The organism is Burkholderia sp. Se-20373, from assembly GCF_017104705.1.
GTDB lineage: Bacteria > Pseudomonadota > Gammaproteobacteria > Burkholderiales > Burkholderiaceae > Burkholderia.
The window spans coordinates 1-4,477 of record NZ_JAAGPH010000268.1 but is presented as its reverse complement, the minus strand read 5'-3'; the positions used below and the strand labels follow the sequence as shown (position 1 = coordinate 4,477).

Here is a 4,477-nt window from a genome sequence, read left to right as displayed (position 1 = left end):
ACGCGGCAGCCCGCAGACCAGCGGCGCGGCGCCGGCCGCACGGAACACGAGCCCGCGGCGGTCGAGCCGCACGAGCGGCAGCGGCCGGGGAAACGACGGGTAGGCGACCGCGATGCGGGCGCCGTTGGCGCTCGTCAACCCGGGCATCATCGCGCGAAAGACCTGAGACTGGTCCACGTTGATTCTCCTTCGTTACGATACCGCCCGGACAGAAACGTGCGTTCCGGTTCAGGCGGCGATGGCTTGCCGGGCGGCCTGCCCCGGCTCGATTCCTAGTGCGGCAAACGTTTGCGGATCGATGTCGATCCAACACGCGACCACCAGACGTCCGTCAACCTGCTTCGGCGGGCCTGCGCGGTGCGCGTGTATGCCGATCCGGCGGAACAGCCGCTCCATGCTCGCGAACGTCACGCCGATCAACTGCCGCGCGCCAAGCTGCGCCGCGCATTCGACGACGGCTGCGAGCATCGGGCGCACGGCCCATTCGGCATTGCCCGGCCCGCCTTCGTCGTCGGTTGCCGCAAACCGGGACAACTCCCAGACGGCAGCCGAATGCGGCAACGGCATGTCTTCGGCGATCAGGTCGGCGAACAGCGACTTCAGCAGATACGGACGCGTGGTCGGCAGCAGGCGCGCACATCCGCACATGTCGCCGCCGGCGTTCCGCGCGAACACGTACACGGTATCGTCGCGATCGAACTGGTCGCGCTCGAAGCTTTCGTTCGCCGACGGGAGTGCCCAGCCGAGCTGCTCGACGAACACACGGCGCCGATAGCGCCCGAGATCCGCCGCAAGTTCGTGTGGCAACCGCCCTTCCTCGTGAACGAAGGTCCGCATGGTGTCCTCGGATCTGTGCTTTTGTATGCACGCATTACATCGCGCAGCACGAGGGGGCGGTAACTGGTAACTCTTACAGGATGGCGTCGGAAAGATGCCGTTTAGGACGTGGTAACGGTTTCTTGATCAACGGGATTGAAAACCGTGGCGCTTTTGCTTATAAAGAGCGCCAGCCTGGCGGAAATAGTCAGAGGAATAGAGGCGCAGCCAGTTGTCACTGGAGCGTCGGACCGGCATGATAGGCGTCGTTGCGCCCGAGCAGGGCCGACGCGACCGCGGCGGGCCAGTCGATGCACGCGAGCCGTGCGGCGAGCGCGGCGGCGGTGCGGAACATGCCGATGTCGGCGCCCGTGGCGTCGGTGATCATCACGTTGCTGCGGACGTCGCCGCCTGCGATCACGAACGCGCCCGTCGCGCGTTCGAGGTACCAGTCCCAGCCGATCGTCACGTAAGCGACGCCGGCACGGGCCGGGCGATGCCATTCGGTGTAGCCGGCGAGGCGCGCGTCGATGGCGCTGTCGCGCAATTCCTCGAGCAGCGATGCGTCGAGGCCGCTTGCGACATGGTCGAGCGCAAGCGCGGCCAGAGCGCTTTCTGACAGGCGTACGTAGCCGTCCGGGGACGGGCCGGGGACCGAGTGCAGCAAAGGTGAAGTCATGCGCGGAATGTATCAGCCTCGAACGGGTCTGGAACCTGACAAGTATGACAGCGTGACGTTGTCGGAGAATGAATGGAACTGCGCTGGCAGGATGCCTATCAACAATTCAGCGCCGCGGAAGACGAGCAGCAGCTCTTCCAGCGGATCGCCGCCTATTCCAAGCGGCTGGGATTCGAATACTGCTGTTACGGCATTCGCGTCCCGCTGCCCGTATCGAAGCCCGCGGTCGCGATCTTCGATACCTATCCGGACGGCTGGATGGCGCACTATCAGGCGCAGAACTACATCGAGATCGACTCGACGGTTCGCGATGGCGCGCTCAGCACCAACATGATCGTCTGGCCGGATGTCGACCGGATCGAACCGTGCCCGCTGTGGCAGGACGCACGTGATTGCGGGTTGTCGGTGGGCGTCGCGCAGTCGAGCTGGGCGCCCCGCGGCGCGTTCGGCCTGCTGAGCATCGCCCGCCATGCCGACCGGCTGACGCCGGCCGAGATCAACATGCTGACGTTGCAGACCAACTGGCTCGCGAACCTGTCGCATTCGCTGATGAGCCGCTTCATGGTGCCGAAGCTGGCGCCGGCGGCGAGCGTCACGCTGACCGCGCGCGAACGCGAGGTGCTGTGCTGGACGGCCGAGGGCAAGACCGCGTGCGAGATCGGCCAGATCCTCAGCATCTCGGAGCGGACGGTCAACTTCCACGTCAACAACATCCTCGAGAAGCTGGGCGCGACGAACAAGGTCCAGGCGGTCGTCAAGGCGATCTCGGCCGGGCTGATCGAGACGCCCTGACAGGGCGTGAAGGCGGCAGCGCGACATGCGGCTGCCGCCAGGCCGCTCACTCCATCATCGGCTCTGCTTCCTTCGCGGTCCAGCTCACGCTGGAAATGCTCTTCTCCATGCTCATCCGGCTCGCGATCTGCTCGAGCTTCTGCTGATCCTTCGGATGCAGCTTCAGTGTCGCGGTCACCTTCAGCCGGTCCGGCTGGTCGGGCACGTCCTCGCTCGTGAGGCTCTGGAACGACAGCGGCTTCGCATACATCGAGTTCGACAGCAGCGTGCGGATGTGCACTTCGTCGGAGGCCAGGCAGATCACGGTGATCTGGTATTCGCGCACGAGATCGGCGTTCGATACCGGCGTCGCGTTGATCGCCTGGCTGACGCTGCGCAACAGCGTATTGGTAAGCAGCACGACGCCGGTGCCGGCGAGCGCCGGCACGTAATGACCGGAACCGGACAGCACGCCGACGGCGGCCGAGCACCACAAGGTCGCGGCGGTGTTGATGCCCTGGATCGAGCCCTTGTCGCGCATGATCACGCCGCCGCCGAGGAAGCCGACGCCCGACACGACGTAGGCGGCGATCTGCGTGACGCCCGCGACACCGTTGCCGGTCAGCACGCCGAGCGTGACGAACAGGCACGCGCCGCTCGCGACGAGCGTGATGGTGCGCAGGCCGGCCGTGCGTTGGCGCATCTGGCGTTCGATGCCGATGGCGACGCCGCAGGCGAACGCGGTGAAAAGACGGAGTGCGAAATCGAAAGTCATGGTTGTCCTGCCGTGCGAGGAGCGCGTGCCGTTTCGCGTCGCGGCGGCGCAAGGCCGCGGGCGACACGAAGATAGCCGTCATCGCGCGGTACTGTACCGCGCGAATGCGTCATTCAGTGTGAAACGGGTGGCGTGCGGCTCGCGGAACGCGAGCCGGGCAGGAGAACTGCGTCGGACAGGCGTTCAGGCGGCAAGCGGCGCACGCAACGGAGTGCTGCAACTGTCCACGATGGTTCCTGAAGGAAGAATGGGCGGCATTCTAGTAGGCGGCGAGCGCATGCGTCAACCGCCTCGCGGCGGCCGCGCTACTGCGCCGAGCCGATCGTCCCCGTCGCAAGCGCGAGCGCGGCCGCGGCGGACAGCGCCCCGGCATAGCTGTCGACCTCCGCGTTGCGGGCGGCAAGCAACTGGCTTTGCGCGATCGTCGCATCGGTGACCGAACCGACGCCGTTCCGGTACGCGGTCAGCGCCGCGTCGTAACTCGTCTGCGCTGCATCGACGAGCGCCTTCGCGGCGTCGTGCGACGCCAGGCTCGTCTGTACCGCGTTCTGCGCGGCGACCACCTGGCGGACCGCTTCCTCCTTGGTCCGCGTGAGGCGCGCGGAAGCGCTTTCCGCGTCGTTGCGCGCCTGCATCAGTACGGCCGAGCGCAGGCCGCCGTCGTACAGCGGAATCGTCACGCCGAGGAACACGCCGCCGCCGTAGCGGCTGCCGTTCAGGTTGACGGTCGGCGCCTGGTCGCCGATCGCGGGCAGCGCGGAGATGGACGTGCCGCCGCTCGCGTACGATGTCGACGCGGACAGGAAAATCTTCGGCATGAACGCGGCTTCAGCGGCCTTGATCTTCGCGCGATTGGCCTTTTCGAGCGCGAACGCGCCCTGCAGGTCGGGGCGGCGCGCGATCGCATCCGACACGATCGCGTCGACCGACGAGCCGAGCGAGGGCGGCAGCGGCCGCTTCGGCAGCGCGGCGACGGTCGGCTTCGACAGCGGCGAGATGCCGAGCGCGGCGACGAGGGCGAGGTAGCCGTCGCTCTCCGCGCCGTTCGCCTGCACGAGCGCGAGGTTGGCCTGTGCGCGGTTCTGCGTCGCCTGTGCGAGTTCGACGACCGTGCCGACGCCGTGCTTGAGTCGCGCGCGGGAGGCCGCGAGGATCGCGTCCGCGTTCGCGAGGCCCTGCTGGGCGCTGAGCGCGCGCGAGCGTGCGGCTTCGTAGCGGTAGTACGCGACGGTCACGTCGTGGATCACCTGCTGGTGGACGGCCGTAAACGCGACGTTCGACGCGATCGATGCCTGTTGGGCCGCTTCGACGCGCGCGACGCGGCATCGAGCCCGCTGTCCGGATCGTCGGCGATCACGACGGCGGGCGCGCCGAGCGTCGTCGCCGTCAGGAACAGTTTCTTGCGCGTGCCGAACGACATCTGCTCGAAGCGCTTC

The 4,477-nt window shown here is 67.2% G+C and carries 4 protein-coding genes and 2 pseudogenes; 1 reads left to right on the top strand and 5 read right to left on the bottom strand.

Annotated features, from left to right (window positions below; all coding sequences use genetic code 11):
- Positions 1–228: 228 nt before the first annotated feature.
- Positions 229–837 (bottom strand): acyl-homoserine-lactone synthase, encoded by a 609-nt coding sequence (locus tag G3N96_RS37630; protein WP_206140376.1) that lies wholly within the window; start codon positions 835–837, stop codon positions 229–231.
- Between the two features lie 214 nt (positions 838–1,051).
- Positions 1,052–1,495: a DUF4902 domain-containing protein gene (locus tag G3N96_RS37625; protein ID WP_206140375.1), complete on the bottom strand. Its 444-nt coding sequence runs from the start codon at positions 1,493–1,495 to the stop codon at positions 1,052–1,054.
- A 72-nt stretch (positions 1,496–1,567) separates the two neighbouring features.
- Between G3N96_RS37625 and G3N96_RS37620 the strand changes: the two genes are divergently transcribed.
- On the top strand, positions 1,568–2,287 hold the full coding sequence (locus tag G3N96_RS37620; RefSeq protein ID WP_206140374.1) for an autoinducer binding domain-containing protein: 720 nt from the start codon (positions 1,568–1,570) through the stop codon (positions 2,285–2,287).
- A gap of 46 nt (positions 2,288–2,333) precedes the next feature.
- Here G3N96_RS37620 and G3N96_RS37615 read toward each other — a convergent pair whose 3' ends face one another.
- From G3N96_RS37615 to G3N96_RS37605, 3 genes and pseudogenes are all read right to left on the bottom strand, one after another.
- Positions 2,334–3,041 (bottom strand): MgtC/SapB family protein, encoded by a 708-nt coding sequence (locus tag G3N96_RS37615; protein ID WP_011354660.1) that lies wholly within the window; start codon positions 3,039–3,041, stop codon positions 2,334–2,336.
- 305 nt (positions 3,042–3,346) lie between these two features.
- A pseudogene (locus tag G3N96_RS37610) lies at positions 3,347–4,357 on the bottom strand (TolC family protein); the annotation flags it as partial.
- Positions 4,285–4,477, bottom strand: a pseudogene (locus G3N96_RS37605) (hypothetical protein); the annotation flags it as partial. The pseudogenes G3N96_RS37605 and G3N96_RS37610, both read right to left, overlap by 73 nt.